General features: G+C 28.3%; 27 protein-coding genes and 2 other annotated features. Of the genes, 22 read left to right on the forward strand and 5 right to left on the reverse strand.

Going from position 1 to position 24,305, the window contains the following annotated elements; genetic code table 11:
* Positions 1–325: 325 nt before the first annotated feature.
* The 7 genes from NT01CX_RS05675 to NT01CX_RS05705 all read left to right on the forward strand — a co-directional run bounded on the left by NT01CX_RS05675 (position 326) and on the right by NT01CX_RS05705 (position 5,593).
* Positions 326–1,219: a DegV family protein gene (locus tag NT01CX_RS05675; RefSeq protein ID WP_011722096.1), complete on the forward strand. Its 894-nt coding sequence runs from the start codon at positions 326–328 to the stop codon at positions 1,217–1,219.
* Between the two features lie 139 nt (positions 1,220–1,358).
* Entirely contained in the window at positions 1,359–1,745 is a 387-nt protein-coding gene (locus NT01CX_RS05680; protein ID WP_242648505.1) for a hypothetical protein, read from the forward strand.
* Between the two features lie 162 nt (positions 1,746–1,907).
* Positions 1,908–2,426, forward strand: coding sequence for an NUDIX hydrolase (locus NT01CX_RS05685; protein WP_011722098.1), 519 nt, complete (start codon positions 1,908–1,910; stop codon positions 2,424–2,426).
* An 81-nt stretch (positions 2,427–2,507) separates the two neighbouring features.
* Positions 2,508–3,161, forward strand: a complete 654-nt coding sequence (gene spoIIM / locus NT01CX_RS05690) for a stage II sporulation protein M (protein ID WP_011722099.1) — start codon at positions 2,508–2,510, stop codon at positions 3,159–3,161.
* Positions 3,158–3,388: a hypothetical protein gene (locus NT01CX_RS05695; RefSeq protein WP_039242266.1), complete on the forward strand. Its 231-nt coding sequence runs from the start codon at positions 3,158–3,160 to the stop codon at positions 3,386–3,388. The genes spoIIM and NT01CX_RS05695 overlap by 4 nt, the downstream gene beginning before the upstream one ends.
* A 35-nt stretch (positions 3,389–3,423) precedes the next feature.
* Positions 3,424–4,302 (forward strand): site-specific tyrosine recombinase XerD, encoded by an 879-nt coding sequence (gene xerD, locus NT01CX_RS05700; RefSeq protein WP_011722100.1) that lies wholly within the window; start codon positions 3,424–3,426, stop codon positions 4,300–4,302.
* 112 nt (positions 4,303–4,414) lie between these two features.
* Positions 4,415–5,593 (forward strand): D-alanyl-D-alanine carboxypeptidase family protein, encoded by a 1,179-nt coding sequence (locus NT01CX_RS05705; RefSeq protein ID WP_011722101.1) that lies wholly within the window; start codon positions 4,415–4,417, stop codon positions 5,591–5,593.
* A gap of 71 nt (positions 5,594–5,664) precedes the next feature.
* Here NT01CX_RS05705 and ilvD read toward each other — a convergent pair whose 3' ends face one another.
* On the reverse strand, positions 5,665–7,329 hold the full coding sequence (gene ilvD / locus NT01CX_RS05710) for a dihydroxy-acid dehydratase (protein ID WP_011722102.1): 1,665 nt from the start codon (positions 7,327–7,329) through the stop codon (positions 5,665–5,667).
* A gap of 164 nt (positions 7,330–7,493) precedes the next feature.
* Positions 7,494–7,693, forward strand: a binding site (T-box leader).
* Between the two features lie 36 nt (positions 7,694–7,729).
* Positions 7,730–7,929, forward strand: a binding site (T-box leader).
* Between the two features lie 47 nt (positions 7,930–7,976).
* Here ilvD and ilvC point away from each other — a divergent pair.
* The 6 genes from ilvC (at position 7,977) to scpB (ending at position 14,217) form a co-directional block, all read left to right on the forward strand.
* The gene (gene ilvC, locus NT01CX_RS05715; protein WP_011722103.1) at positions 7,977–8,972 is read left to right on the forward strand and encodes a ketol-acid reductoisomerase; all 996 of its coding nucleotides are present in this window, start codon (positions 7,977–7,979) and stop codon (positions 8,970–8,972) included.
* A 37-nt stretch (positions 8,973–9,009) separates the two neighbouring features.
* On the forward strand, positions 9,010–10,710 hold the full coding sequence (gene ilvB / locus NT01CX_RS05720; RefSeq protein ID WP_011722104.1) for a biosynthetic-type acetolactate synthase large subunit: 1,701 nt from the start codon (positions 9,010–9,012) through the stop codon (positions 10,708–10,710).
* Positions 10,711–10,729: 19 nt separating this feature from the next.
* Positions 10,730–11,644 (forward strand): branched-chain amino acid transaminase, encoded by a 915-nt coding sequence (locus NT01CX_RS05725; RefSeq protein WP_011722105.1) that lies wholly within the window; start codon positions 10,730–10,732, stop codon positions 11,642–11,644.
* A gap of 99 nt (positions 11,645–11,743) precedes the next feature.
* Positions 11,744–12,928, forward strand: coding sequence for a CCA tRNA nucleotidyltransferase (locus NT01CX_RS05730; RefSeq protein WP_011722106.1), 1,185 nt, complete (start codon positions 11,744–11,746; stop codon positions 12,926–12,928).
* Positions 12,906–13,658 (forward strand): segregation/condensation protein A, encoded by a 753-nt coding sequence (locus NT01CX_RS05735; RefSeq protein WP_011722107.1) that lies wholly within the window; start codon positions 12,906–12,908, stop codon positions 13,656–13,658. The genes NT01CX_RS05730 and NT01CX_RS05735 overlap by 23 nt, the downstream gene beginning before the upstream one ends.
* Positions 13,645–14,217 carry an SMC-Scp complex subunit ScpB gene (gene scpB / locus NT01CX_RS05740; protein WP_011722108.1) on the forward strand — a complete coding sequence of 191 codons (573 nt, stop codon included), beginning with the start codon at positions 13,645–13,647 and terminating at the stop codon, positions 14,215–14,217. Before NT01CX_RS05735 ends, scpB begins: the two co-directional genes overlap by 14 nt.
* 4 nt (positions 14,218–14,221) lie before the next feature.
* Here scpB and ytfJ read toward each other — a convergent pair whose 3' ends face one another.
* Together ytfJ and NT01CX_RS05750 are read right to left on the reverse strand one after the other, a co-directional pair.
* Positions 14,222–14,626, reverse strand: coding sequence for a GerW family sporulation protein (ytfJ, locus tag NT01CX_RS05745; RefSeq protein WP_011722109.1), 405 nt, complete (start codon positions 14,624–14,626; stop codon positions 14,222–14,224).
* A gap of 1 nt (position 14,627) precedes the next feature.
* Positions 14,628–15,161 (reverse strand): DUF2953 domain-containing protein, encoded by a 534-nt coding sequence (locus tag NT01CX_RS05750; protein ID WP_011722110.1) that lies wholly within the window; start codon positions 15,159–15,161, stop codon positions 14,628–14,630.
* A 212-nt stretch (positions 15,162–15,373) separates the two neighbouring features.
* Here NT01CX_RS05750 and NT01CX_RS05755 point away from each other — a divergent pair, with 212 nt between their 5' ends.
* Positions 15,374–16,501 carry a D-alanyl-D-alanine carboxypeptidase family protein gene (locus tag NT01CX_RS05755; protein WP_011722111.1) on the forward strand — a complete coding sequence of 376 codons (1,128 nt, stop codon included), beginning with the start codon at positions 15,374–15,376 and terminating at the stop codon, positions 16,499–16,501.
* 131 nt (positions 16,502–16,632) lie between these two features.
* A complete protein-coding gene (locus tag NT01CX_RS05760; RefSeq protein ID WP_011722112.1) occupies positions 16,633–16,842 on the forward strand; it encodes a hypothetical protein in 210 nt (69 codons plus the stop codon).
* A gap of 85 nt (positions 16,843–16,927) precedes the next feature.
* Here NT01CX_RS05760 and NT01CX_RS05765 read toward each other — a convergent pair whose 3' ends face one another.
* Complete coding sequence (locus NT01CX_RS05765; RefSeq protein ID WP_011721434.1) at positions 16,928–18,367, reverse strand: IS1182-like element ISCno1 family transposase; 1,440 nt, start codon at positions 18,365–18,367, stop codon at positions 16,928–16,930.
* A 275-nt stretch (positions 18,368–18,642) separates the two neighbouring features.
* Here NT01CX_RS05765 and NT01CX_RS05770 point away from each other — a divergent pair, with 275 nt between their 5' ends.
* Positions 18,643–19,611 (forward strand): ROK family protein, encoded by a 969-nt coding sequence (locus NT01CX_RS05770; protein ID WP_011722113.1) that lies wholly within the window; start codon positions 18,643–18,645, stop codon positions 19,609–19,611.
* Between the two features lie 80 nt (positions 19,612–19,691).
* Here NT01CX_RS05770 and NT01CX_RS05775 read toward each other — a convergent pair whose 3' ends face one another.
* Positions 19,692–19,967 carry a hypothetical protein gene (locus tag NT01CX_RS05775; protein WP_011722114.1) on the reverse strand — a complete coding sequence of 92 codons (276 nt, stop codon included), beginning with the start codon at positions 19,965–19,967 and terminating at the stop codon, positions 19,692–19,694.
* A 273-nt stretch (positions 19,968–20,240) separates the two neighbouring features.
* On the opposite strand from NT01CX_RS05775, the gene NT01CX_RS05780 reads away from it, so the two are divergent.
* From NT01CX_RS05780 to NT01CX_RS05805, 6 genes are all read left to right on the forward strand, one after another.
* A complete protein-coding gene (locus NT01CX_RS05780) occupies positions 20,241–21,227 on the forward strand; it encodes a sulfide/dihydroorotate dehydrogenase-like FAD/NAD-binding protein (protein WP_011722115.1) in 987 nt (328 codons plus the stop codon).
* Positions 21,224–22,501 (forward strand): FAD-dependent oxidoreductase, encoded by a 1,278-nt coding sequence (locus NT01CX_RS05785; RefSeq protein WP_011722116.1) that lies wholly within the window; start codon positions 21,224–21,226, stop codon positions 22,499–22,501. Before NT01CX_RS05780 ends, NT01CX_RS05785 begins: the two co-directional genes overlap by 4 nt.
* A 591-nt stretch (positions 22,502–23,092) precedes the next feature.
* Complete coding sequence (locus tag NT01CX_RS12565) at positions 23,093–23,212, forward strand: terminase small subunit (RefSeq protein ID WP_338032958.1); 120 nt, start codon at positions 23,093–23,095, stop codon at positions 23,210–23,212.
* A gap of 154 nt (positions 23,213–23,366) precedes the next feature.
* The gene (locus NT01CX_RS12570) at positions 23,367–23,675 is read left to right on the forward strand and encodes a terminase small subunit (protein ID WP_011722117.1); all 309 of its coding nucleotides are present in this window, start codon (positions 23,367–23,369) and stop codon (positions 23,673–23,675) included.
* A complete protein-coding gene (locus tag NT01CX_RS05800; RefSeq protein WP_011722118.1) occupies positions 23,668–23,898 on the forward strand; it encodes a hypothetical protein in 231 nt (76 codons plus the stop codon). Before NT01CX_RS12570 ends, NT01CX_RS05800 begins: the two co-directional genes overlap by 8 nt.
* Positions 23,899–23,928: 30 nt before the next feature.
* Positions 23,929–24,228, forward strand: coding sequence for a hypothetical protein (locus NT01CX_RS05805; RefSeq protein ID WP_011722119.1), 300 nt, complete (start codon positions 23,929–23,931; stop codon positions 24,226–24,228).
* The last annotated feature ends 77 nt before the right edge of the window (positions 24,229–24,305 follow it).

Here is a 24,305-nt window from a genome sequence, read left to right on the forward strand (position 1 = left end):
ATATATAGTAATTTGCTAAAATATAATTTTTATATACAGAATAATTATATATATATTCTTTAAAAATCTATAAATAATAAAATAACCCATAGATTATTATACATAATTTAATTAAAAATAACATTAAAAATTTTATTGAATTTATTGGAAAACATTATATATCTATAATAAACTCTATAGAAAATAAAATTTTGTTGAAAAAAGTATAATTATAAATTAAAATTATAATCTAGAACTCTTTAAATTTTGAAAATTTTAATTATATAAAAAATAGTGCAAATACTAATAAATATGAACATTCAAAAATGAAAGGAAAGTTAATTTTATGAACTATACTATATTAACGGATTCGTGTTGTGATTTACCTATAGAATATTTACAAAGTAATGATATTAGACATATAAGCTTAACTTGCAGACTAGGTGACAAGGAGTTTTACGATAATTTTGGACAAGACTTAGAGTATAAAAAGTTTTATGATTTTATGAGAAAAGGAGAACTTCCTAAAACTTCCCAAGTTAATCCTCAATCATATTATGAAATGTTTAAAGAAATATTAGATCAGGGAAAAGATATACTATATGTATGTGTATCTTCAGGGTTAAGTGGAACTTACAATAGTGCTAATATAGCAAAAGATATGATAATGGATGAAGAAAAATATAGAAATAGAAAAATAGAAATTATAGATGTGTTAACGGCTTCATTAGGACAAGGATTGATGGTAATAAAGGCTGTAGACATGAAATGTAATGGTTTTACCTTGGAAGAAAATTCAAAAGCTTTAGAAAAAATGAAATTTAACTTAAATACCTATATGAGTGTAAATGATCTTGATTATTTAAAAAAAGGAGGAAGAATATCAAATGCAGCAGCTTTTGTTGGAAAGCTACTCAATATTAAGCCTCTACTAACTCTTGATAATGAAGGAAAAGTTATTCCTATACTAAAAATAAAAGGTAAAAAAGCTTTGTTAAAGAAGTTAGCTGAGATTATATCAAAAAAGATGAAAAATACTAGTAAAGAAATAGTATGTATTTCCCATGGAGATTCAGTAGAAGAAGCAGAAAAACTTAAAGATATTATACTAAAAAATACTGAAGTTAAAGAAGTAATAATAAGTAATATAGGGCCAGCAGTTGGTACATATGGAGGACCAGGTGCATTAGCTATATTTTTCATTGGAGAACATAGACAAAATCACATAATAGATATTTAAAATAATAAGGAAAAGGGATAGTTCATCATGAGATTTTATGAATTATCCCTTTTATAAATTGTCTAAAGTTTTCTAATTCTCATATGCATAAGATTATACAAATAGAAAAAACTAAGCATATAAAACATTAGTGCAAAGTATGAATATAATTTATGAAGGAGTTGTAAAAATGCTTAGTGAGCTTATGCAAAATATAAACGATGGTATAAATAGATTACTATATAATAAATTTAATAACGTAAGTGATTCGGAACTGGTAAAAGGAGATATAACAAATAAAATTTCAATTGAAGATATAGATCTTATAAATAATAATTTGTCAGATTCAATTGGAAATGTGGTAAGTGTAGCATTAGACGATATTCGTGATGGTGGAGATTGGAGAAGATATTATATAGTTACTAATGGAGATATTAAGTATGGAATATCTTTAGTAACTGAACGCAATGGAAATAATCATGAAATTACTTGTGCTAATGTTAGAACTGATGAAAATTTTGCTGTAGTAGCAAGTACAGAAATATAAAATTCAGACTTAGGCGTGATAAAACACGTCTATTTTTGTTGTTTTTTAATAATAGTAATAAGTGGTATACTTAAAATAAATAATTAACTAGAGTTTTATGGTAATTACTTATTAAAATATATTTTTAAACTAATAAAAATTATAGAAAGTGGAGGAAATATAATGATTTTTAATGAAAAAACTATAAATGAAGTAAATGAGTTTACTGGAAAGATACTTAAATTAGATGTTAGAACTGTTGAATTACCTAATGGAAAAACTTCTAAAAGGGAAATTGTAAAGCATCCAGGTGGAGTTGCAATACTAGCTTTTAAGGATAAGGATACAGTGCTTTTAGTGGAGCAATTTAGAAACCCACTAGGAAAAACTATACTAGAAATACCAGCAGGTAAACTAGAACCAAATGAAGAAATTGAGGTGTGTGGTAGAAGGGAACTTGAAGAAGAAACAGGATACAAATCAAATAAATTTACTTATCTTGGTAAAATAGTAACAAGTCCAGGATTTTGTGATGAGTGTATATACATATACAAAGCGGAGGAATTATATAAAGGAAATATTGGTGGAGACGAAGATGAATTTATAAATAATTATGAAATTAAATTAGATACATTAAGAGAAATGATAAAAGATGGAGAGATTATAGATGGAAAAACTATAGCTGCTCTTACTTTCCTTTAAGGTTATTAACAATACTTAGTCATATAACTTCTCTTGAAATCATAGTATTTATTAAGATAGCAACAAGAGGAGGAATAAGTGATGAAGAGTAAAATGGTATTTGGAAGTTTAAAGGATCATATACACAAAAATTTAATGTTATATATGTTAACATTACTATTTTTGTGTATAGGTATAGTAATTGGAATGTATACAGTCAAATATATGGACAAGACAGATAAAAATAATCTTGTTGAGTTTTTGGTAACTGTAACTAAAAAAATTAATCCTAAAAATATAGATAATAAGTATGTATTTTTACAAGCTGTGAAAAATAATATGATGTTTATTTTAGCAATATGGTTTTTAGGACTTACTATGCTAGGAACTCCTATAATATTTTTAACAGATTTAATTAAAGGGTTTACTATAGGATTTACATCTAGCTTAGTTATAAATGGACTAGGAGCAAAAGGAATATTATTAAATCTACTTATTATTTTTCCTCAAAATATAATATATATACCTACAATTATAATTTTATCTGTAATAGCATGTGAATTCTCTTTGAAAATGCTAAAAAATACTTCTCATAGTTTGATGGACAAGAATAATAATTTTAAGCAAATAGCTAAGTATTCTACCGTATTTCTTTTTATAACAAGTTTTATGCTAATCGGATTTGTGGTTGAAGGGTATTTATCTCCAAGTATGATTAAGCTTATAGCATCTAGCGTAGGATGTGTTATTCCATGATTAAACATAGAGATATTTATAATACGATTGTACTTTTTTTAAAATGCTATATTATAATATTTATTTTAGGATTTGTATTACCAGAAGTTATAGGGTTTTTACTAAGAACTTTTAGAAATAATTGCAGTACATATAATAACAGTACTTTTGTATTCAACTTAGTAAATGAAAATGAAGGTATATTATGTTATTATAAATATATAGTTAATATGTATTTTTCACTTTAACTAAAGAAATTTATTATGATAGTTGAGGAAAAGTTATGGAAGAATATTTAAAACAGTATATAGAGGATATGAGAAAAAAAGAATTAAGTAAAAATACAATAGAAGCATATAACAGGGATATAATAAAATTCTGTAAATTTTTAAAAGAAAGAGAAGAAGATATATTAGATGCTGATATGGTAAGTATAATGGCATATGTACAAACTTTAAAAAAAGAGAAAAAAGCAGATAGCTCAATAATAAGAAGCATAGTTTCTATAAGAAATTTCTATAAGTATTTAATTAGAATGGGTAAGGACGTAGATAACCCATTAATTAATTATGAAGTTCCAAAAAACAAGAGAACCATTCCTGAAATATTAACTGTAGATGAAGTTGAAAAGTTTTTAAATGCTCCAGATTGCAGTGAATATAAAGGTATAAGGGATAAGGCAATGTTAGAGCTTATGTATGCTACAGGAATGAAAGTGTCCGAGCTTTTGAGAGTAACTATTTTTGATATTAATTTAAAATTGTGTTATGTAAAGTGTAAAGGGGTAAAGGACAAAGAACGTATAATTCCAATAGGAAGTTACGCTGTAAATTGTTTAAATGAATATTTAAATGTAAGAGATAAGATGAGTGCAGCAAATTCTGAGACATTGTTTTGTAATTTAAGAGGGGGAAAAATGACAAGACAAGGATTTTGGAAAATAGTTAAAAAGTATGCAAAGGACGCGGGTATAAATAAAAAGATAGATTCCTATACTTTAAGACATTCATTTGCTGTTCATTTATTACAAAATGGTGCGGATATAAAGTCTGTGCAAGAACTTTTGGGACATAATACCATAGCAACCACTCAAATTTACTCTAGTATATCAAAACAAAATAAAATAGTTGATGTTTATAAAAAGGCGCATCCAAGGGCTTAAAGCTTGGCTGCGTCTTTTTTTAGATTATTCAATATTTAAATATTGTGATAATCTAATCCAAATTGGTAAAACTAAAGTTAGAAAATACATACTTAGTAGAAAGGGGATAAAAATGAAAATAAGAAATAAAGTTTTAATTTGTTTATTTTTGGTAGTAACTCTTATGAGTCAAATTTGTGTAGTGAATGTAATGGCAGCGGAAAATACTGCGTTAGATGTTGAAGCAAAGGCAGGACTTTTAATGGAGCCTACTACTGGAAAGATAATATTTGAAAAAAATGTGCATGAAAAGTTTGCACCAGCATCTGTAACAAAAATAATGACTATGCTTTTAACTATGGAGGCTGTTGATTCAGGAAAAATAAAATTAACTGATACAGTTGTGGTAAGTGAGAATGCTAAAAAAATGGGCGGAAATGGAAGCAGTAGCATGCTACTTGATACTGGAGAAGTTAGAACAGTAGAGGATTTATTAAAGGGGGTTGCCATTGCTTCAGGAAATGATGCAGCAACAGCTCTTGCTGAATATATAGGTGGAAGCGAATCAAGTTTCGTTGAAATGATGAATAAAAGAGCACAAGAACTAGGCATGAAAGATACAACTTTTAAAAATTGTCATGGATTATCAAAAGAGGGCCATTTAACTAGTGCATATGATATTTCAATTATGTCTCGTGAACTTTTAAAGCATAAAAAAATATTAAAATATAGTGGAACATATATGGAAACTATATCTGAAGGAAGGAAACAACCAATAGAACTCGTAAACCATAATAAGCTTGTTAGATTTTATAAAGGTTGTGATGGATTAAAAACAGGATTTACAAATGAAGCTAAGTATTGTATTTCAGCTACAGCTGTTAGAGATAATATAAGAATGCTTGCAATAATAGTGGGAGCTCCTACTTATAAAATAAGAAATCGTGATGCTAGTATGCTTATGAATTACGGATTCTCAAAATTTGAGTCTAAAAAGGTAGTAGCAAAAGATAGCGATGTTGAGAAAATTACTCTAGACAAAAAAGGAGAAAAATTCTTTTTTGCAAAGGCTAAAGATGATTTAAATTTAGTTTTAGAAAGAGGAACAAAAAACAAAATAACTAAAAAGTGTGTATTGGATAAAGGTAAAAAAGAATATAAGAGAGGAGAAATTATAGGCAATTGCGAGGTTTACGTAAATGATAAACTTTTAGGTAAAGTTCCAGTATATAGTGATAGGGATATAAAAACTTATGGAATTTTAGATAGTATAAAATATAATATAATGAATCTTTTTGATAATGCAATATAACTTATAAAAAACCGCGACATTTTAATGTGTCGTGGTTTTTTTATTGTTAATAATAAAATAAATTTTATTTTTTATTCAAGTACTGCACCTGTACTTGCTGATGTTACAAGTTTACTATATCTTTTAAGGTATGTTCCATCAGGTGCTTTACAAGGTGGTTGAATCCAATTTTCTTTTCTTTTAGATAATTCTTCAGGAGAAACTAAAAGAGAAATACGCCTATTTGATATGTCTATTTCAATCAGATCACCTTCTTCTATTAAGGCAATAGGACCACCTTCAGAGGCTTCTGGAGATATATGACCAATACAAGGACCACGAGTACCTCCAGAAAATCTTCCATCTGTTATAAGTGCAGTACTTTTTTCAAGTCCAAGACCTATTATGGCCGCTGTAGGACTTAACATTTCTCTCATACCAGGACATCCTTTAGGTCCTTCATAGCGTATAACAACTACATCACCAGGATGAATTTTTTTATTCATAATTGCATCAAATGCGAGTTCTTCACCGTCAAAAACTCTAGCTACACCTTTATGATATAACATTTCTGGTTCCACTGCGGACTGTTTTACAACTGCACCATCAGGTGCAAGATTACCCCTTAGAATTGCGATTCCTCCTTCATTAGAATAAGGATTGTTCAGTGGTCTTATTACTGAGTCATTTAGCACAAGTGAATTTTTTATGTTTTCTTCTAAAGTTTTTCCTGTTACAGTTAGTTGATCTTTGAATATTAAGTTAGCATCCATAAGTTCTTTTAATACTGCTGATATTCCGCCAGCTTCATCTAAATCTACCATGTGATGAGTTCCGGCAGGACTTAACTTTGTTATGTGAGGAATACGTCTACTTATTTCATCAAAGTCTTCTAATGTAAGATAAACCTTTGCTTCATGTGCTATTGCCATAAGATGAAGAGTTGTATTACTAGAACCACCTATTGCCATATCTAGAGCAATGGCATTTTTAAAAGCTTCTTTTGTTAATATGTCTCGCAACTTTATTTTCTTTTTTACTAATTCCATAATTTTAACTCCTGCATATTTAGCAAGTTGCTTACGTCTACCATAAGGAGCAGGAATGGTACCATTACCAGGAAGAGCTACTCCCAAAGCTTCCGCTAAACTATTCATAGAATTTGCAGTAAATAATCCTGCACAACTTCCACAAGTAGGACATGAATGTTGTTCTATTTTATTTAAATCATCATCTGAAAGAATTCCTTCAGCATATGAACCAACAGCTTCAAAAGCACCATGAACAAGATCAATTTTTTTGCCCTTAAGTTTTCCTGGAAGCATAGGACCTCCACTTACATAAATTGCAGGAACATTAAGCCTTGCAGCGCCCATTAACATTCCAGGAACTATTTTATCGCAGTTTCCCACAAGAACTAGTGCATCAAATTTGTGAGCTATAGTCATTGCTTCTATAGAATCTGCAATCAATTCTCTACTTGCAAGTGGATATTTCATTCCACTATGATTCATAGAAATTCCATCACATATTCCAATAGACGGAATCTCTATTGGTGTTCCTCCAGCTGAAGCTACCCCTAACTTAACAGCTTGAACAATTTCATTTAGATGAAAATGTCCAGGTATGATTTCATTATGTGAATTTACTATGCCTATTAAAGGCTTTTTTAAATCTTCAGGTGTATAACCCATGGCGTAGAATAGTGACCTATGAGGAGCACGTGCAACGCCTTTTGTAACTTCTTTACTGTTCATTTTGAAAGCCCCCTTTTAAAATTTCAAAATAAAGGTTAAATTGTTTGAGTTTTAATATACAGTAAATAAAATGCATCGTCAACCACGAAAATTTTTTTAAAATTAACTATTGACTTTTAAAATTAATGAGAGTATACTCGTGAACAAGTTAAAAAAATCCAATACGAAAAACGAAGACGGGGAAGAGTAAGTAAAAGATAGTCTAAAGAGAGTGGGAAAAGGTGAGAGCCCATGACGAAGATTTTATTGAAGATCACCCCTGAGTTGCAAGCTGAAATAAGAGTAAGCTGAGCCGGCATTGCCGTTAAAATTAGAGTTATAAATTTGAGTGGTACCGCGATTACAGGATTCCTTCGCCTCATGGCATTGGAGTCCTTTTGTTTTATAAAAAAATCCAATATGAAAAACGAAGACGGGGAAGAGTAAATAAAAGATAGTCTAAAGAGAGTGGGAAAAGGTGAGAGCCCATGACGAAGATTTTATTGAAAATCACCCCTGAGTTGCAAGCTGAAATAAGAGTAAGCTGAGCCGGCATTGCCGTTAAAGTTAGAGTTATAAATTTGAGTGGTACCGCGATTATAAGATTCCTTCGCCTCATGGAGAGCAAGGAATCTTTTTTTATATTTAAAATAAAGGGGGCTATAAAAATGGCAAAAGTTTATTATGATGAAGATGCAAATTTAGAGTTATTAAGGGGCAAAACAGTTGCCATAATTGGTTATGGAAGTCAAGGTCATGCACATGCACTTAATCTAAAAGACAGTGGGGTTAATGTAATTGTAGGTTTATATGAGGGCAGTAAATCTAGAAAAATTGCAGAAAGTCAAGGATTACAAGTGCTAAATACAAAAGATGCTGTAAAAAATGCAGACGTAATTATGATGTTAATACCTGATGAAAAGCAAGCAAAAGTTTACATGGAAGATGTTTGTATGAATCTTAAAGAAGGAGATGCACTAGTTTTTGCACATGGATTTAATATTCACTTTAATCAAATTGTTCCACCAGAGTATGTAGATGTGTATATGATTGCACCTAAGGGACCTGGACATATGGTAAGAAGAGAGTATGTACGAGGTGGTGGGGTTCCTTGTCTTGTTGCAGTAGCCCAAGATTATACAGGAAAAGCTAAAGAGTATGCACTTGCTTATACTAAAGGAATTGGAGGAACTAAAGGTGGAGTTTTAGAAACTACATTCAAAGACGAAACAGAAACTGATTTGTTTGGGGAACAAGCAGTGTTATGTGGAGGACTTACAGCTCTTATGAAAGCTGGATTTGAAACATTAGTTGAAGCGGGATATGCACCTGAAAATGCTTATTTTGAATGTGTTCATGAAATGAAACTAATAGTTGATCTAATCTATGAAGGTGGATTTAACAGTATGAGACATTCTATAAGTGATACTGCTGAGTTTGGGGAATATTCAGTAGGAAATAGAATTGTAACAGAAGAAACTAAAAAAGAAATGAAAAAAGTCCTTCGTGAAATACAAGATGGAACATTTGCAAATGCATGGTTAGTTGAAAATCAGGTAAATAGACCTAAGTTTAATGCTAAAAGAAGAATTGAAAGTGAACATCCTATTGAAAAAGTTGGAGTTGAACTTAGAGCTATGATGCCTTGGCTAAAAGAGAATTAATTAGTAAATAGGTATTATTTAGGGATGGTGATTTTTAATGGGGGGCTTTAATGATAAATTAAATGGGGCAAAAATACTAATAAAGTGTTTAAAGGAACTGAATGTAGATACTATTTTTGGTTATCCGGGAGGGGCTGTACTTCCTATATATGATGCCTTATATTGCGAAAAAGATATAAATCATATATTAACTGCACATGAGCAAGGGGCTGCTCATGCTGCAGATGGATATGCAAGGGTAACAGGTAAAGTTGGGGTTGTACTTGTTACATCTGGACCAGGGGCTACAAATACTGTTACAGGAATTGCAAACGCATATAGGGATTCAATACCAATGGTAGTATTTACAGGACAAGTGCCAAAAAGACAAATGGGTAAGGCAGCTTTTCAAGAAGTTGATATATTGAGTATTACAAAATCTATAACTAAAAAGAATTTTTTAGTTAAGAGTATTGAGGCACTTCCAACAATAGTATATAAAGCTTTTAAAATTGCTACAGAAGGAAGAAAAGGTCCTGTAGTTGTGGATATTCCAAAGGATATTCAAGATACATTAGTAAATGATGACTTTTATTATAAAAATATTTATGAGGTATTTACTGAAATAAATTGCGTAGAGAATGAAAATTTATATAAAAACATAAAAAAAGCGTCGTTATTAATTAATAAATGCAGGAAACCTATAATATATTCTGGTGGAGGAATAGTAAGTTCTAATGCAAATAAAGAATTGATGGAATTTTCCGAAAAAATAAAATCTCCAGTAATATGCACATTAATGGGGCTTGGAAGTTTTCCAGGAGATCACAAATATTTTATGGGCCTTGGGGGTATGCATGGAAATGTCTATTCAAATTATGCCATAACAGAAAGTGATCTTTTAATAGCAATAGGAATGAGATTTAGTGATAGAGTAACAAGTAAGATAGAAGGATTTGCACCAAATGCAAAAATAATTCACATTGATATTGATGAAAAAGAACTAGGGAAAAATGTAAATGTGGATGTACCTATAAATGGTGATATAAAAGAAATACTAAATTTATTAATAAAATGTGTTGAAGTAAAAGAAGAAGGAAAATGGAATTATAAAATAGAGAGTTTGAAAAGAAAATACTCACTTAATTTTGATAAAAAAGATGAATTAAGTGGAGAATATATTATAGAAAAGTTAAATGAAATAACAGAAGGTAATTGTACAATTTGTACAGAAGTGGGACAAAATCAAATTTGGGCAGCACAATATTATAAATATTTAAAACCCAGAACATTTGTATCATCAGGTGGACTTGGCACAATGGGGTTTGGGCTTGGGGCAGCAATTGGAGCGTATTTTGGAAATCCTAAAAGAAGGGTTATAAATATAGCTGGTGATGGAAGTTTTAAGATGAATTGTGCAGAACTTGATACTATATCAAGATACAATATACCAATAATACAAATAGTTTTAAACAATAGATGCTTAGGAATGGTTCGACAATGGCAAGAAATGTTTTATGATAAGAGATTTTCACATTCTATTTTTCATAAAGAAGTTGATTTCACAAAACTTGGTATGGCATATGAAATTAAAAGTTTTAAAGTAAATGAAAAAGAAGAATTTGAAGATGTATTAAAAAAAGCATTAAAGCTAAATGAACCTGTTATTATAGAATGTTTAATAGATACAAATGAAAATGTGTTTCCTATAGTTCCACCAGGAGAAACTATAGACAATATGCTAACAGAAAAAATTTAAATAATTAGGGGGCAAAACAATGGAAAAATCATATGTATTCTTTGATGGAAAAATAATGGATGAAAAGGATGTTAATTTAAGTATTAGAAATAAAGCTTTTAACTATGGGCTTGCTTGTTTTGAAGGAATTAGAGCTTACTATGATGAAAACACAAAACAGCTATATGGATTTAGATTAAAAGAACATTATGAAAGATTACTTCAATCATGTAAGGCACTATATCTTGATATACCATACACTGTAGACGAACTTGTAGATATTACAGTAGAATTATTAAGAAAAAATAATTTTAAAACTACTACTTATATAAGACCTATGGCTTATAAAGGCTCAAATAATATAGCGCCTACACTAATGGATGATGACAATAGACTACTTATATATTGTATGCCTATGGGAAGTTATACAGGTAAAAAAGCATTAAAGGTAGCAGTAAGTTCTTGGTCAAGAATTGAAGATAATATGATACCAGCAAGAACAAAACCTTCAGCAGCATATTTAAATTCAGGACTTGCATCACTTGAAGTACTTAGAAAAGGATATGATGAGGCTATATTCTTAACAAGAAATGGTCACGTTTGTGAAGGACCAGGAGAAAATATCTTTATGGTTAGAAAAGGAAAACTTGTAACACCACCTGCATCAGACAATATATTAGAAGGAATTACTAGAGATACTGTTATGCAACTTGCAAAAGAAGAGCTTGGAATGGAAGTTGTTGAAAGAAGCATTACAAGAACAGAGCTTTATGCAGCAGATGAATTATTCTTTAGTGGTACTGCAATGGAAGTTACTCCTATTTGTGAAGTTGATGATAGAAAAGTTGGAAATGGGGTAGAATCAAATGTATGTAGTAAATTACAGGAATTGTTCTCAAAACTTACAGTAGGAAAACTTAAAAAATACTCTAATTTTTGTACAAAAATATATTAAATAGTAACAAAATAAAAGTTCTAGCAAATAATATTGCTGGAGCTTTTTGTTTTATACTATAATTATATAATAATGATTATATAAATAAGGATGTAGAAAATGAATATTTTAGATAATTTTGATTTTAAGGAATTAGAGGCTATAAATTTAATAAAGGAAACTTGCTCTAAATTCAATGCAAATGCCTATATAGTAGGAGGAGCTATTAGAGATTCTATTTTAAATGTAAAACCTAAAGATATAGACATATGTATTGAATCAAATTCAATAAATATAATAAGTAAATTGAATTTTGTAAAAGAATACAAATACTATGAAAAGTTTCAAACAAGCACCATAGTATTTGAAAATGAAGTGGAAATTGATTTAATAAGATGTAGAAAAGAGAAATATGAGTTTAATGGAGCTTTACCTAAAGTGATACCTTCAAATATAATGGATGATTTATTTAGAAGAGATTTTACATGTAATGCTATAGCATATAATTTGGTAAATGATACTATTATAGACCCATTTAACGGAAGAGATGATATTAACAAAGGAATTCTTAGAAAAATACATGAAAATAGCTATATGGAAGATCCAACTAGAATATTTAGAGCTATAAAATATGCCAATAGATATGATTTTAAAATACATGATAAAGATGAAATAAAGGAATCATTGTTAAAAAAATCTATGAACAATATAAGTAATGATAGAATTATAAGGGAAATAGTATCTTTATGTAAGGAAGAAAAATGGATTCATAACATATTTTCATGTAATGAGCTTAACATTTTAAATATAGAAAAGAGTATGTTTTTAGAAGATAATTTTCTTTTTAATTATAAAGACTATAATGATAGAATTTTAAATGTATTTTTATCATCAAAAGGTAACAGAGGTATATTTATAAAAAATTCAGTGTTATGCAAAGATATTAAAAAAGCTTTTGAAAATTATAATAATGGTATAACAAATAAAAACTATATATTAAATGAAAAAGATAACTTTAGTATATACAATAAACTTAAAAACTTTAGCACTTATGATATTAAAATTCTTGCTCATTTTAAAGAAAACAAATATAAATTATTAAACTACATACACAATTTAAAAAATATAAAATTAAATGTAAATGGTAAATATCTTAGCCAATTAAATTTAAATAATAAAAAGAAATATAAAGATATTCTAAATTATTTATATATGATAAAATTAAATACTGGAATAAGAGATGATGAGAAATATTTATTTGGAAATTTAGGAGAGATACTTAATGTCGTTAAATATAAAAATTGAAAATTTTGAAGGTCCCTTTGATTTATTACTACACTTAATTAAAAAAAATGAAATGGACATATATGATATAAAAATATATGAAATAACTACACAGTATTTAAATTACATAAATAATATGAAGGAACTTGATCTTGAAGTTACATCAGAGTTTATAGTAATTGCTGCAACACTTTTAGAGATAAAGTCAAAGATGCTTCTTCCAAAACAAGTTGTAGAAGAAAATGAAGAAGATACAGAAGATCCAAGACAAGAACTAATAAACAAACTTTTAGAATATAAAAAGTTTAAACAAGTAGCTGATTATTTAATGAAGAGAGAGGCAACTGTAGGATTTATGTATTCTAAAAAGCCTGAAATAATTGAGGATATACATAAAGATGATAATGTTGATATACTAAAAGACATAACTATATTAAAGCTATTTAACATATATAATGATTTAATTAATACATATAAAAATAAAATGAATACTGAGAATGTTATTCCAAAAGAAATAGCTCTTGATAAATTTAAAATAGAAGATAAAATGGTAGAAATAAGTGAAATACTGAAAAATGGTTCTACAATTGGTTTTTCTAAATTAGTCAATAGTTGTGAAGATAAAATAGAAGCTATAGTTACATTTCTTGCACTATTAGAATTAATCAAATTAAGAGTTATATCAGCTATTCAAGAGGGGAATTTTAAAGAAATATATTTAGAAGGAGTAAAATCTTATGATGGACAATAATATAAATCAAATGGAGATAGACGAAATATCTACGAAGAATAGATATTTTTCTATTATAGAATCTGTTTTATTTGCCAGTGGAAATCCACTTAATATAAAAGAAATTGCACACATAATAGAATGTGGCGAGGAATATACATATAGTTTATTAGAAGAAATGAAAAAAACATATAATGAAAATAGTAGAGGATTACTATTAATAAATATGAAAGAAGAATACACTCTAGTTACTAAGCCAGAAAATAGCGTATTTTTGCAAAAACTATTAAAGACAAATAATAGACAATCCTTATCTAGAGCTTCCCTAGAGGCACTTGCAATTATAGTGTACAAGCAACCAATAACTAGAATAGAAATTGATGAAATTAGAGGGGTTAAGAGTGATAAAGCAATTCAAACTTTATTAGAAAAAGATATCATAAAAGAAGCAGGTAGAAAAAAAGTACCAGGTAGACCTATAATGTACGTTACCACAGGAGAATTTTTAAAATACTTTGGACTTGAAGATTTAAATCAAATGCCTATTTTAGATGAATTTATACAAAAGGAAGAAGAATAAATGATTATTCTTCTTCCTTTTGTTTATCTTTTTCTTTATTATTTCCTTTTAATATATCGATCAATTCAGGTATTTGATCTAAAAGTTTATCTACAATAGTTATATTATTTTGTTCCATAGGGAGTAGTCTTACAAGTTTATCTTTTATAACTAAAAATGCAATTGGTTTTACTGAAACTCCTGAACCTGAACCACCACCAAAAGGGTATTTAGAAACTTCTTCTTTTGAATTCTTATTATAAAATTCACTTCCACCAGAGGCGAATCCAAATGTAACTTTTGATATAGGCACTATTATAGTACCATCTATAGTTTTTATTGAATCTCCAACTACTGTATTTACATCTATCATATCTTTTAAATTTTCAAGGGTACTTTTCATTAAACTTTCTATAGGATGTGTTTCCAAATCAATATTCCTCCTTAGGTTTTAAATATTGTCTAGATGATTTTTTAAAGGATAAAAAAATTAATATAGTTATATAGATAATCTTACCTAAATTAATAAAAATTATACTTTTAAATTCTATTTTAAATATAGAATTATTAAATTTAGGAACTACATTACAGTTAAAATGTTTAATATTAAAAATAGATCGTAATAATCCGTAGATATAAGAAAAACTACTATGTATAAGACCATAAAATATACCAGTTATAGCGGCATTTTCAGAGCCATACAAAACATTTAAGTCAATTTTAAGTTTTGAATTATATATTAATCTTCTGCATTTTGTATATATATACTTTGTAGTTTTAACATATACAAGTTTGGGGAAAATACCTTTAGGCTTAGGTTCAGGCATAGATTTAATAGTTTTTTTAGAAGGATATACTTTAAACTTATAAATATATATATATAATTTATTATTTTCGTAAGTTACTTTTAAAGTTAAGGGTAAAGGAATTAAAAAAATAAAAAAAAATGCAATAATACAAATCATTAAAAATCCTCCAAATTAAGTCTTATAAGTATTATTAACATTAAAACCATAATTTATAATAAGAAATCAATTTTAAATATATTAATATATTAGTTTACATAAAATTAATTATGTTACAAAAATCAAATGTAAAGTTAGAATTTTGGAAAACTTTCCATGAGTATTAATTAATAATTTGAAAAAAATATATATGAAAGGTAGGCGGAAAACCAATGAAAAAATTAAGAACAATCTCTATAATTTTAAATATATGTTTAATATTTAATATAGCATTTGTACCTAGTATAGAGGCGACGGAACCTAAAAATAATTCTATATACGTAGATGCTAGATGTGCCATTGCAATGGATAGTAAAAGTAAGTGCGTATTATATGAAAAAAACGCAGAAATGCTAGTACCTATTGCAAGTACAACTAAAATAATGACTACATTAGTTGCATTAAAGTACGGAAATTTAGATACAAAATATGAAGTATCACCTAAGGCTGCTAGCATAAGAGGATCTAAAGTAGGATACAAAAAAGGAGAACAAATCTCTCTAAAAGAGCTTTTATATGGACTTATGTTAAGATCAGGTAATGATGCTGCAATTACAATTGCAGAAGGGATTAGCGGAAGTGTTGAAAAGTTTTGTGAGCTTATGAATGAATATGCTATAGAAATAGGTGCTTTTAATTCTCATTTTGAATCTCCCCATGGACTTGATAGTCAAAATCACTATTCAACTGCATATGATCTTGCTAGAATTACAGCTAAAGCAAAAGAAAATAAGCTTTTTAATGAAATAGTTGGTGTAAAAGATATAGATGAAAAACAACATGGATTTACAAGAAGCTATCATAATATTAATAAAATTTTATATCAAATACCTAATGCTAATGGAGTAAAGACAGGATATACAGGAGGGGCAGGTAAATGCCTTGTTACATCTGTTAAAGAAGATGATGATGATGTAATAATAGTAGTTTTAAACTGTACTCCAAGATGGAAAGAAACTAAAAAAATATATGATTTTGTAAAAGAAAACTATGATTTTAAAAAGTTAGTATCAAAAGATCAGGTTTTAGATAATATAGAAGATAATAAAGGAAATAAGGTTAAACTTGTTTGCAATAATGATTTAGTAATTCCAGTTGGAAAACAAGAAAAATGTGAATACAAAATTATAAAACCTACTAAATTACCATCAAGAGTTTATAAAGGAATAAATCTTGGAAAAATAAACATATATAAAGATGGAAAATTAGTATCAAGTAATGTTTTAAAAAGTGGAGATAACTTAAATGGTATAGAAATTAAAGGCTTCTTTAAAAAGATAAAAAGCATTTTTAATAAATAAATTGATTGATATCGTTTATACTCAGAAAATACTATAAAGATTGCAATAACATATAAATTTATATTTATAAGGTATCTTTATATTTAAAGTAGAATATATTATATTATAATCATTAATTCTGGGGGTAAACAATGAAACTAGCATTTAATTTTAAAACAGGAAAAAAAGAAGTTATAGATGAAGAGGATACTAAAAAATTAATAGATAGTATTAACTTTTTAAAAGTCGCTAAATATTTAATGGGACCTAAAAAGACCAATAAAATAGGAGATATGAGTTTTGTTTTATCTGGTGAAAGGATAAAAGTATCAGATTTAAAATCTGTAGAATTAATTTTATAAATATACTTAAAAATATAAGTGTTATTTTTATAACACTTATATTTTCAGATTGTTCAAAAAGCCCCCAACAATTGGGGGCTTTTGTTTACGCCAAAATTCTTTTATGCGATAGCATTCGAAAAATATTTATTATGTATGTTAATTTGGAATAAATTTGAATTAATGTACACAAAAAATAATGCGATAGCACCATGGCTATCTTTTTCATATTCTGAACTGCCGCTGTAAGTAGGCACTGTTCAGAAACATTTTTAATTCCTCGCATGCGACAATAACGTAGCCCATGTAATTCTTTTGAATCAGCAAAGCTACGCTCAATCTTTTCTTTACGTCGTTTGTAAATATTTTTACCTTTTTCTGTTTTAGTAAATCTAAAAATTTGATCTTTATAGTCTTCCCAAACATGACGACGTATAGTTCTATTAATGGATTTATCAGATGTTAAGCAATTATTTTTATATTTGCAAGAAGCACAATGCTCCGCATTACTTACGTATTCTTTATAACCTTCCCTTGTAGTAGTTCTATATTTTAAAAAGCAATTATTAATACACACATATCCATCTAATTCTTTAACATACTGAAATCTATATTTTGTATATTTTCCTTTAACATGGGGTCCTAAACGGAACCCAAAAACACCTTGATAATTTTTGTCTGAAATTTGTTTACAAATAGGATTCGTAGAATATCCGGCATCTGCTACTAAATATTTTGTATTAAAATTAAACTTTTCTATTTGAGTTTCTATTCTTTTAACATAAGGATCTACATCGTTTATATTCCCGGGAGTAACATGAACGTCCGTTATAATATTATACTTTCCGTCAACAGTTCTATGATCTAAATAAAAAAAGCCTTTAGGTTTTCCATCTCTAACCATATATCCACTGTCTGGATCAGTTGTACTTACTTTTATTTCCTTAGTTTCAGCTATTTTAGTCTTTTTTTTTAGAGGTTTTTTATTATGATTAATTCTATCTTTATTAATGTCATTCTCTAATTCATCAAAGTATTCCTTTGTGGATTTAGTTATTTCTTTTTTAATAAATTTATGTTTATTAGCGTTAGCTTTTAAGTGAGTAGAATCAGTATATAGAATTTTGCCATCAACCAAGTTTCTATTAATAGCTTGAAATACAATATTATCAAATATTTCTTGATGTATATTTGTATTACTAAATCTTTTTGTTCTATTCTGGCTTATAGTGGAATGACTTGGTATTTTATCAGTAAGTCCATATCCCAAAAACCATCTGTAAGCTACATTTACCTGGATTTCTTTTACAAGCTGACGCTCTGAACGTATACCAAATAGGTATCCGATAAAAAGCATTTTAAATAATACAACTGGGTCTACTGAAGGTCTTCCATTATCAGGACAATATAAATCCTTAGTTAAATCTCTTATAAATGAAAAGTCTATGTATTTATCTATCTTTCTAAGTATGTGATTTTCAGGTACTAAATTTTCTATATAAACTAGTTCTAATTGATTTTGTTTTCTTTCATTATTAGTAAGCATTTTTCCTCCGTAGGAGCCCTAACGGGCTAAAAGATTTATTGTTCTAAAATATATATTCTACATAAACACTAAAAATCCTTTTTGTAATAAATGTAAAAAGGCTGTTGACAAATTATGTTTATCAACAGCCTGAAGTGTTATTTTTATAACACTTATATTTTTTTATAAATAAATTGAAATTTTTTTGTATACGTTATAATATATTTTAGTAAGCAAACTATTATAAGATAAATATTTTTCAGAATTTATATTAATTGGACTAAGGAGGAATAAAAATGCGTATAGGTATTGATTTAGGGGGGACAAATATTGCAGCGGGTTTAGTAAATAACGATGGAGCGTTAATTTACAAAGATAGCATAAAAACAAACTTAGAATGCAATGGTAAATTCATAATATATGATATGGTAAAATTAATAGAAAGTATTTTAATAGAAAATAATTTAAAGATAAGTGATATAAATTCAATAGGAATAGGCGTGCCGGGAACTGTTAAATATGAAGAGGGCGTTGTTGTTGAATGCGTAAATCTTCATTGGAAGGAAGTTTATCTTGCAAAAGATATTAATGCAAAATTAAAGGAAAGTTTTAATACAGAAAATGATATTAAAGTATTCATAGAAAATGATGCTAATGCCGCTGCTTTAGGTGAATATTTAGCTGGTAGCATGAAAAATTGTAACAGTGCTATACTAATAACACTTGGAACTGGTGTTGGTGGTGGAATGGTATTAAACGGAAAAGTCCATAGAGGAAAAGATGGAGCTGCTTTAGAAATCGGACATATGATAGTTGGAGAAAACTTCTATAATTGTTCTTGCGGAAATAACGGATGTTTTGAAACATTTGCATCTGCTACAGCAATCATAAAATATGCTCAAGAATTAATTAAAAATGGTGAAAAAAGCATAATAACTGATAAAGTTCAAGGAGATTTAAGTAAAATCGATGCAAAAGTTGTGTTTGATTCTGCTAGAGAAGGGGACAAGGTTGGAAATCTTACACTAGATAGATTTATAAAATACCTAGGAACTGGAATAAATAACATAATAAATATATTAGACTTAGATGTTATTTCAATTGGTGGTGGAGTAGTTGCAGGCTCTGACTTATTTATGGATAGATTAATAAATTATATAAATGAACATAAGTTATTTAAAGGATTAAAGCTTTGTAAAATAGAAAAGGCTGAACTAGGAAATGATGCTGGAATCATTGGAGCAGCATTATTGGATAGAATGTAAAGAGTAAATAAATTCAAACTTTTCAAAAAGAACCTACATCAAATAGGTTCTTTTCTTTATTTAAACGCAGTATTTATTTTTTAATAACCAAATTGTTTTGCTCTTTCTAAGTAGCTCATTATAATGCTATAATCAATACTATAAATACTTTTTCTGTTTACCATTTCCAGTATTTGCGATGATATATTAGGGAATTTCTTTGTTAATGTGTTTTCTACAAATTTTCCGATCTTAGAAAGCCATGTTAAATAATCTTTTTCAAATTTTACATCTATTCCATGCTCTACTCCTAAGTTATATTCCCTTGTAAATTTGTCACTGTATGATCTTCCTATTTTTATTAAATTATTGATCATAATATCACCATCCTTAAATAGTATATGTTATATATAATATACTATACTTTATATGCTAAAATCAATAGATTTTGTGAAAAAAATTCATTTTTTTCTAAAAAATAATATATAGTATAACATAATTATATTAATACTATATATTATTCCTATTCAATATATATGTATATATATGTTTTTAACACACTGTTTATTTTCTTTTTATAAATTTACTGTAACCAAATCTAAACTACTAAAATATTTTAATTATTAGAGTGGTTAGGAGGAGGCGTAGAAATGAAATATGAAATAATAGATTGTATAGATGCTGGAACGGAATATTGTCCTTGCCATTTATCAGAAACTGGGGATTGCATTTTGTGTTCAGAGCTTTGTAGTAAAACATTTTGTGATTGCGTCAATTGGAAAGGTACTTGTATATATCAAGAATTCATTTGGAATGGTAAAAAAGCTAAAGAAGGAAGAAAGACATATAGTTGTAAATTAATAAATAAGGATCTAGTGGAAGAAAACCTATTAATACTTAAAATTAAAGTACCCTATGAATTATCAGAAAGTTTAGTTCATCCAGGCAGTTTAGTCTTTTTAAGAAATCCAGAAAGTGAAGTATTCTATAATTCTCCTATTTCTATTATGAACGTTAACACTGAAAAAAGTATTATATCATTAGCAATAGAAATTAAGGGTACTAAGACTAAAAAAATTGAAGATATAAATATTGGAGAAGAAATTTTAGTAAAAGGACCATTTTGGAATGGAGTATTAGGATTAAGACATATTTTAAAATGCAATAACGGTAGGGCAATAGTTGTAGCTAGAGGTATAGGAATGGCACCTATGTTATCTGTAATAAAAAAGCTTTGTGCTAATGGAAATAAGGTTACGGTTATTATAGACAAAGGAAGATATAGCAATATTTTTATAAAAGAGTACTTAGATGTCTATGATGTTGAAATAATTGAATGTTCCACATTATTAATAGACGGAGAACTTACAGAAGAGTTAAAGGAATTACTCTCAAAGTTTCTAAAAGATGAAGACATTAACTTAATACATTGTTCGGGAGCAGATATACTCAATTATAAAGTAATGAAATATATAGGAGATAATATAAATTATTCTTGTTGTAACAATGCAAAAATGTGCTGTGGTGAAGGTATGTGTGGTGCATGTACTCTAAGTTATGAAGGAGATAAAATTAGAAGAATGTGTAAACTTCAAGTTGATCCTAAATATGTATTTGAAAGGAGAAGACTAATATGAAAATCGTAATAATTGGAGGCGGATGGTCTGGATGTGCAGCGGCTATTACTGCTAAAAAAGCAGGGGCAGATGTAGCATTATATGAAAAAACAGATATGTTACTTGGACTTGGTAACGTTGGTGGAATAATGAGGAATAATGGAAGATATACAGCCAGTGAAGAATTAATAGCACTTGGAGCAGGTGATCTAATTAACATAACTGATAAAAATACAAGACATAAAAATATAGATTTTCCAGGACATGAACATGCATGGCTTTATGATGTAAACCTCATTGAAGCAGAAGTTAGAAAGTATCTTATAGATATAGGAATAGATATACATTTAATTTCTAGGGTAGTAAACGTAGAAAAGGAAGGCAACAAAATAAAAGGAGTATATTTAAGTGATGGAACTTATGTAGAAGGAGATGCATTTATAGAAACAACAGGCACAACAGGACCTATGGGAAATTGTCTAAGATACGGGAATGGTTGCTCTATGTGTATATTAAGATGCCCTGCATTTGGTCCTAGAATTAGTATAAGCAAACGAGCTGGAATAGAAGATTTAAAAGGAGAAAGAGCAGACGAAGTATATGGAGCATTTAGTGGATCATGTAAGCTTTGCAAAGAAAGTATAGATCCTAAAATAGTAAAAGAATTAGAGGAAAAAGGCGTAGTTATTTTAAAAGTTCCTAAAGAAGATGTTAATTTTGATAAATTAAAAGTAAAGGTATGTCAACAATACGCACTAAAAGAATTTGCAGAAAACGTAGTACTTTTAGATACAGGACATGTAAAACTTATGACTTGCTTTTATCCATTGCAAAAACTAAGAAAAATTAAAGGATTGGAGCATGTAAAATATGTTGATCCATATGCAGGTGGTAAAGGAAATTCAGTAAGATATCTAGCTATTACTCCAAGAGATAATGCAATGAAAGTAATTGGATTAGACAATTTATTCTGTGGTGGAGAAAAATCTGGACTTTTCGTAGGTCATACAGAGGCAATATCTACAGGTTCTCTTGCAGGAGCTAATGCTGTTAGACACGCAGCAGGTAAAAACATGATTGTGCTTCCAAATGAAACAGTAATCGGCGATATCATTGACTTTGCAAATAAGAAATTTTTAAAAGATAAAGATAAAAAAAGCAGATTCACATTTGCAGGCTCAATATACTTTAATAGAATGAAAGAAATAGGATTATATAGTACAGATAGCAAAGAAATAGAAGATAGGATTACAAGACTTGGTCTTAAAGGAATATTCAACGAAAAGGTTGTTTAAATAATAAAGACACTCACAAATGGGTGTCTTTTTTGTGTGAATTTAATATAATAATATAGAGAATATTAAAAATAAAAGCTTGATGAAAAACATCAAGCTTTTATATTGAGATATAGGATCTTTACGTTGGAATAAAAGTTTCTAGTTTAATCTAGTGTTTATGCAAATAATAATAAGTGAACAATATCATTGCTGATAAGATTAAAAAATATACGTCGGTAGATTTAATAATTCTATCTGTTGAAAACACTAACTTAGTTATAAAAGTACTTATCAGACTAGTTACTATAGGATTAATATACCCTTTTATATTAGTCCTAATTTTTTTGCTTATTATTTTGCCTTTATAATTATTTTTACGGTAGCTTCTTTTTTTAGTGTTTTTCATAGAATTAGCTTTCTTAAACATATTAGCATATTTATGAAAAATAAAAGAAACTAACACGTTAAGACCTCCTTTCAAAGATAATTCCAACGCAATTTCATTATAACATTTTTTGGAAAATATTTAAATTAATATATTCTGAATTAAACTAGGTTAGTTTTAATTTATTACTAATTTTTAAAATATGATTAAATGGAGGTGGCATTGTGAAGCTAACACCAAAACAGAAAATATTTTGTGATGAGTATCTAGTGGATCTCAATGCCACTAGAGCTTATAAAACAGCCTATAAAAACATAAAAAAGATGAAACTACAAATGCAGTAGCAAGTATAATGTTAAGGTTAAAGACTATATTGACAAGCGAATGAAGGATAGAGAAAAAAGAACGGAGATAACACAAGATATGGTTATTTAGGAAATATCCAAAATAGCATTTGCAAAAGGAACTTATTATGCTAAAGTAGTTGAAAAATCTTATATGAAACCTATTTTAGATGACCGAGGACATAAGGTTGATGAAGAAGAAGTCTTTTATAAAGATGTTGTAGTTATAGAAACTGATAATTTAACAGAGAACCAAAAGAGAGCAATATCATCAATAAAAAGGACTAAGTTTGGAATATCAGTTGAAACTTGTGACAAGGTTAAAGCCTTAGAGCTATTAGGTAAGCATTTAGGTATGTTTACTGATAAAGTTGAGGTAAATGTCAACATGAATGTTAATAATCCATTTGAGAACTTAACAACAGAGCAGCTATTAAAATTAGCTGGTGAAGAAGATGGATAAAAAGTTAATAGAATTAGGAGCAAAGATAGAATTTGCAAAGCGTAGGTTATTTTTTTATTACAATTTAATAGCACCAGACTTCTATAAGAAAAACAGAAAGTATCTAGTAGAGTTTTGCAATGACCTTCAGGAGTTTTATGAAAGATATGAACATGAGATTCTTATTATAAATATGCTGCCTAGACATGGAAAGTCAAGAACTGCATCAATGTTTACTCAATAGGTATTTGGTAAAAACAAAAATGAAAAAGTTATGACAGGATCATATAACGAAACATTATCAACTATTTTCTCCAAGAATGTAAGAAATGCAATACAAGAAGTTAAAGGGGATAAGGATAAGATAGTATTTACTGATATATTCTCAGGAGTAAGTATAAAACAAGGTGATGGAGCTATGAATTTATGGTTCTTAGAAAGTGGATATAATAATTACTTGGCAACTTCTCCAACAGGAACTGCTACTGGTTTTGGTTATAGCCTTATGATTATATATGGCTTAATTAAAAATGCAGAAGAAACCTACAACGAGAATGTACTTGAAAAGCATTGAGAAATTGATTTACTAATACTATGATATCAAGACTTGAAGAAGGCGGAAAGATAATAATTATAAAGATTTTATTTACA

This window comes from Clostridium novyi NT (genome assembly GCF_000014125.1).
Taxonomy (GTDB): domain Bacteria; phylum Bacillota; class Clostridia; order Clostridiales; family Clostridiaceae; genus Clostridium_H; species Clostridium_H novyi.

Excerpts from the sequence above, each read along its gene's own strand:
- NT01CX_RS05805 (WP_011722119.1), top strand. The coding sequence starts at position 23,929 with ATGACAGGATCATATAACGAAACATTATCAACTATTTTCTCCAAGAAT.
- NT01CX_RS05695 (WP_039242266.1), top strand. The coding sequence starts at position 3,158 with ATGATTAAACATAGAGATATTTATAATACGATTGTACTTTTTTTAAAA.
- ilvC (WP_011722103.1), top strand. The coding sequence starts at position 7,977 with ATGGCAAAAGTTTATTATGATGAAGATGCAAATTTAGAGTTATTAAGG.
- NT01CX_RS05780 (WP_011722115.1), top strand. The coding sequence starts at position 20,241 with ATGAAATATGAAATAATAGATTGTATAGATGCTGGAACGGAATATTGT.
- xerD (WP_011722100.1), top strand. The coding sequence starts at position 3,424 with ATGGAAGAATATTTAAAACAGTATATAGAGGATATGAGAAAAAAAGAA.
- ilvD (WP_011722102.1), bottom strand. The coding sequence starts at position 7,329 with ATGAACAGTAAAGAAGTTACAAAAGGCGTTGCACGTGCTCCTCATAGG.
- NT01CX_RS05775 (WP_011722114.1), bottom strand. The coding sequence starts at position 19,967 with ATGATCAATAATTTAATAAAAATAGGAAGATCATACAGTGACAAATTT.
- NT01CX_RS05675 (WP_011722096.1), top strand. The coding sequence starts at position 326 with ATGAACTATACTATATTAACGGATTCGTGTTGTGATTTACCTATAGAA.
- NT01CX_RS05705 (WP_011722101.1), top strand. The coding sequence starts at position 4,415 with ATGAAAATAAGAAATAAAGTTTTAATTTGTTTATTTTTGGTAGTAACT.
- spoIIM (WP_011722099.1), top strand. The coding sequence starts at position 2,508 with ATGAAGAGTAAAATGGTATTTGGAAGTTTAAAGGATCATATACACAAA.
- NT01CX_RS05680 (WP_242648505.1), top strand. The coding sequence starts at position 1,359 with ATGAATATAATTTATGAAGGAGTTGTAAAAATGCTTAGTGAGCTTATG.
- NT01CX_RS05735 (WP_011722107.1), top strand. The coding sequence starts at position 12,906 with ATGTCGTTAAATATAAAAATTGAAAATTTTGAAGGTCCCTTTGATTTA.
- NT01CX_RS12570 (WP_011722117.1), top strand. The coding sequence starts at position 23,367 with ATGAAACCTATTTTAGATGACCGAGGACATAAGGTTGATGAAGAAGAA.
- NT01CX_RS05685 (WP_011722098.1), top strand. The coding sequence starts at position 1,908 with ATGATTTTTAATGAAAAAACTATAAATGAAGTAAATGAGTTTACTGGA.
- NT01CX_RS05785 (WP_011722116.1), top strand. The coding sequence starts at position 21,224 with ATGAAAATCGTAATAATTGGAGGCGGATGGTCTGGATGTGCAGCGGCT.
- NT01CX_RS05770 (WP_011722113.1), top strand. The coding sequence starts at position 18,643 with ATGCGTATAGGTATTGATTTAGGGGGGACAAATATTGCAGCGGGTTTA.
- NT01CX_RS05765 (WP_011721434.1), bottom strand. The coding sequence starts at position 18,367 with ATGCTTACTAATAATGAAAGAAAACAAAATCAATTAGAACTAGTTTAT.
- scpB (WP_011722108.1), top strand. The coding sequence starts at position 13,645 with ATGATGGACAATAATATAAATCAAATGGAGATAGACGAAATATCTACG.
- NT01CX_RS05755 (WP_011722111.1), top strand. The coding sequence starts at position 15,374 with ATGAAAAAATTAAGAACAATCTCTATAATTTTAAATATATGTTTAATA.
- NT01CX_RS05730 (WP_011722106.1), top strand. The coding sequence starts at position 11,744 with ATGAATATTTTAGATAATTTTGATTTTAAGGAATTAGAGGCTATAAAT.
- NT01CX_RS05760 (WP_011722112.1), top strand. The coding sequence starts at position 16,633 with ATGAAACTAGCATTTAATTTTAAAACAGGAAAAAAAGAAGTTATAGAT.
- NT01CX_RS05750 (WP_011722110.1), bottom strand. The coding sequence starts at position 15,161 with ATGATTTGTATTATTGCATTTTTTTTTATTTTTTTAATTCCTTTACCC.
- NT01CX_RS05725 (WP_011722105.1), top strand. The coding sequence starts at position 10,730 with ATGGAAAAATCATATGTATTCTTTGATGGAAAAATAATGGATGAAAAG.
- NT01CX_RS05800 (WP_011722118.1), top strand. The coding sequence starts at position 23,668 with ATGGATAAAAAGTTAATAGAATTAGGAGCAAAGATAGAATTTGCAAAG.
- ilvB (WP_011722104.1), top strand. The coding sequence starts at position 9,010 with ATGGGGGGCTTTAATGATAAATTAAATGGGGCAAAAATACTAATAAAG.